Origin of the sequence: Synechococcus sp. R3-13, assembly GCF_047462195.1 — a bacterium.
GTDB lineage: Bacteria > Cyanobacteriota > Cyanobacteriia > Thermostichales > Thermostichaceae > Thermostichus.
The window spans coordinates 1-3,651 of sequence record NZ_JANSIO010000244.1 but is presented as its reverse complement, the minus strand read 5'-3'; the positions used below and the strand labels follow the sequence as shown (position 1 = coordinate 3,651).

Below are 3,651 nucleotides of genomic sequence, written 5' to 3'. Positions count from 1 at the left end.
ACCTTGTCTTCCACAATGCCCATGCCGGTTTCCTGTACCGCCAGCTTGGCCAACGGGATCCGTTCGTTGTTGGCAGCCAGAGCGGCTCTGTGAAAAATCCGGTCTACCTGTTCTTGGGTGAAAGTTGCGTATTCAGCTTGAGCAGCCTTCACCTGTTGGATCAGGGTTTCCAACTCGGCTAGATGGGTCACTGGCATCGGTGGATCCCTCCAAAACTCATCAAGACTTAGACGATAGGAACAATTGACAATCGGATAGTTGGAAATAGTCGAATAACCCGAATGGCAATCTAGGCGCCAACAGGAGCAGGAACTTGGATTTCGGTGGTCAAGGTGGGGGGATGGGTAAGCGTATTGTGAATGATGCAGGCATCAACTGCTTTTTCCAGCCCCTTTTGATGCCTTCCGTCCAGCGGGATCCCAGTTTTTACACGAATGTGAATGTTGTCTAGGCGAGCCGGATGCTCAACTTTCTCCGCCGTGACCACCACCTCTAGTCCACTGGGATCCAACTGCCGAGCTTCCAGATATTTGACGGCATAAAAACCAACACAGGCGCCCAGAGAAGCCAGAAACCATTCCGGCGGCGTCATTCCCTGATCTCGACCGTGATTGTCCAAAGGCTGGTCGCTGAGAATGCGGTGCCCTCGGCTTTCCGCTTGGAACTGAACACCATCGCGGTAGGTGACGCAAACTTCCATTGGGGATCCCTCCTCTTGGGGTATTCTTCAGTTCACATAGAGTCCGTAAAGTTAGCCTGGGGATCAACTTGGATTCCAGTCAGCTCAGGGCCAATCTGGAGACGGTGCAGAGATTAACTGTGAATCACTTCGGATCTAAGCGTGACCTGGCTATGCTGACCCAAGCCGCAACTGCAGAATTGTCAAATAGCCACCAGTCCTTGATCCCGAAAGATTTGTAAGGCGTGATTCACCTGTTCGGGTGTGGGTGGATCGACATCGGCAAGGGTGTAAGGCAATCCCAATTGCTGCCATTTGTATTCCCCCATCTTGTGAAAGGGCAAAACTTCCACTCGCTCCACGTTGGATAAGGTGGCCACAAACTCGGCCAGACCCTTAATGTTTTCCTCGGGATCCGTCAAGCCGGGAACCAGCACAAAACGAATCCAGGTAGGCTTGTGGATCTGGTCTAAATAGCGGGCCAGATTAAGAGTGGGTTCTAGCGAAACGCCGGTAACCTTTCGATACAGCTCCGGCAGATAAGACTTGATATCGAGCAACACCAAATCTGTATGATCCAACACAGGTTTTGCCGCTTCCAGTTGAACATAGCCAGAGGTATCCAAAGCCGTGTGCAAGCCCAACTCATGGCAGCGACGGAAGATCTCGGCCACGAAGTCAGGTTGCAGCAAAGGCTCTCCCCCGGTAGCCGTAACTCCCCCCCCTCGCAAGTAATTCTTGTAACGTTGGATCTCGGCAATTAAAGACTCAACCGTAACAAGCTGTCCCGCCTCCGGATCCCGACAGTCAGGGTTGTGGCAATACAAACAGCGAAGTGGACAACCCTGTGTAAAAATTACGAAGCGGATTCCTGGCCCATCGACGGTGCCACAGGTTTCCACCGAGTGAATGCGCCCAGCAATTGGTGTCAGGGGGTTCATAACGGTATCCATACTTTTATCCTGGATGGCTTTTGCAAAATATCAATCAATCTTGAGGTTTTCTTCCAGATTGCTAACTCAGGTTAAATAGAACACAGTTTCCGTTTCTCTTTGGATTAGGTTGGGGCTAGATTTTTTTAGATCCCTAGGGTCTTTTAGCTAGACCGCTGCTATCCTGGCTGGAAGGGAGAAAGGGGGATAAAAAGCCGAAAGGGCAGCTTGGGGATCCCACCCAGCTCAGACCGATGGGTCGTGTGGGCTAGGCACGGAGGTATCCACCGCGATGCCGTGTAGGCGATGGGCCTTGGGATCAAAATCCTTCGGGAAATGGGTATAGGCATCGACATCTGCGTGATCCAGCAGGGCGCCTTCTAAGAGGGCCTCTCGAAAATCGCTGCCAAAGAGGAGACATCCCCGCAAATCGGCTCCCGATAGGTTAGCTCCGCTGAAGTCGGCATAGCTGAGATCGCACCCCCGCAAATTGGCCCCCGCCAAGTTGGCCCCACTGAAATCGGCATAGCTGAGATCGGCGCCAGCCAAATGGATCCCCTGCAGCTCAGCCCCCTGCAAATCGATCTCCCGAAAATCGCGCCGTCCTGAGGCATACTGGCTGACCAGATCCGCAGCGCTACAAACAGTCATCGTCATCGGGCCTCCTCGGTTATCGATGGGGGATCCCTTCCATCGACCCCGGTATGGGCGGACTTCAGGGATCCCCAGGCTGGTCTTTTAGCAGTGTTGATGGAACGTGCGGTTAATGACATCCAGTTGCTGCTCGCGGGTGAGCTTGATGAAGTTCACCGCATAGCCGGAAACCCGGATGGTGAGCTGTGGGTAGAGCTCCGGGTGCTCCATGGCATGCAGCAGGGTCTCGCGGTTGAGAACATTGACGTTGAGGTGGAAACCGCCATCCCGCATGTAGCCATCCAGCAGCCCCACTAGATTGGCAACCCGCTCCTCCGCTGTGCGACCTAGGGCCGCCGGCACAATCGAGAAGGTGTTGGAGATCCCATCCAGAGCGTCGTCGTAGGGCAGCTTGGCCACCGAAGCCAGCGACGCCACCGCCCCCTTGGTGTCCCGGCCGTGCATGGGGTTGGCCCCTGGGGCAAAGGGCTCGCCCGCTCGCCGCCCGTCGGGGGTGTTGCCGGTTTTCTTGCCGTAGACCACGTTGGAGGTGATGGTGAGGATGGACTGGGTGGGGATGGCATTGCGGTAGGTCTTGTGCTTGCGCAGCTCGGCCATGAAGGTCTGCACCAGTTGCACCGCAATGGAGTCAACTCGGTCGTCGTTGTTGCCGTATTTGGGGAAGTCGCCCTCCACCGCGTAATCCACCACTAGGCCCCGCTCATCCCGGATGGCCCGTACCCGCGCGTATTTGATGGCGGATAGGGAGTCGGCTGTTACCGACAGGCCGGCCAACCCAAAGGCCATGGTGCGCAGCACGTCCCGGTCGTGCAGGGCCATCTCCAGGCGCTCGTAGCAGTACTTGTCGTGCATGTAGTGGATGATGTTCATGGTGTTGACGTAGGTTTTGGCCAGCCAGGCCATCATCTGCGCCATGCGCGGCCACACCTCGTCGTAGTCCAGGACATCGGCGGTGATGGGGGCGAAAGCAGGAGCCACCTGCTCGCCGGAGATCTCATCCCGACCGCCGTTGATGGCATAGAGCAGGCACTTGGCCAAGTTCACCCGCGCTCCAAAAAACTGCATCTGCTTGCCGATGCGCATGGCCGACACACAGCAGGCGATGCCGTAGTCATCCCCCCAGTAGGGGCGCATCAAGTCGTCGTTTTCGTACTGGATGGAGCTGGTTTCAATGGAGACCTTGGCGCAGTAGCGCTTGAAGGCTTCCGGCAGCCGCTCCGACCAGAGCACGGTCAAGTTGGGCTCGGGCGCTGGGCCAAGGTTGTAGAGGGTATGCAGCATGCGGAAGCTGGTTTTGGTAACCAAAGGCCGCCCATCCAGGCCCATGCCGCCGATGCACTCGGTAACCCAGGTGGGATCCCCGCTGAATAGCTCGTTGTACTCGGG

The 3,651-nt window shown here is 56.2% G+C and carries 4 protein-coding genes and 1 pseudogene; all 5 read right to left on the bottom strand.

Annotated elements, in window-relative coordinates; all coding sequences use genetic code 11:
* A pseudogene (locus NW856_RS07605) lies at nt 1-197 on the bottom strand (acetaldehyde dehydrogenase); the annotation flags it as partial.
* A gap of 92 nt (nt 198-289) precedes the next feature.
* On the bottom strand, nt 290-700 hold the full coding sequence (locus NW856_RS07600) for an OsmC family protein (RefSeq protein WP_414343934.1): 411 nt from the start codon (nt 698-700) through the stop codon (nt 290-292).
* Between the two features lie 182 nt (nt 701-882).
* Complete coding sequence (gene pflA / locus NW856_RS07595; protein ID WP_414399705.1) at nt 883-1,632, bottom strand: pyruvate formate-lyase-activating protein; 750 nt, start codon at nt 1,630-1,632, stop codon at nt 883-885.
* Nucleotides 1,633-1,857: 225 nt separating this feature from the next.
* A complete protein-coding gene (locus tag NW856_RS07590; protein WP_414399704.1) occupies nt 1,858-2,268 on the bottom strand; it encodes a pentapeptide repeat-containing protein in 411 nt (136 codons plus the stop codon).
* A gap of 81 nt (nt 2,269-2,349) precedes the next feature.
* A partial coding sequence (locus NW856_RS07585) for a pyruvate formate lyase family protein (protein WP_414399703.1) occupies nt 2,350-3,651 on the bottom strand: 1,302 nt, incomplete at its 5' end.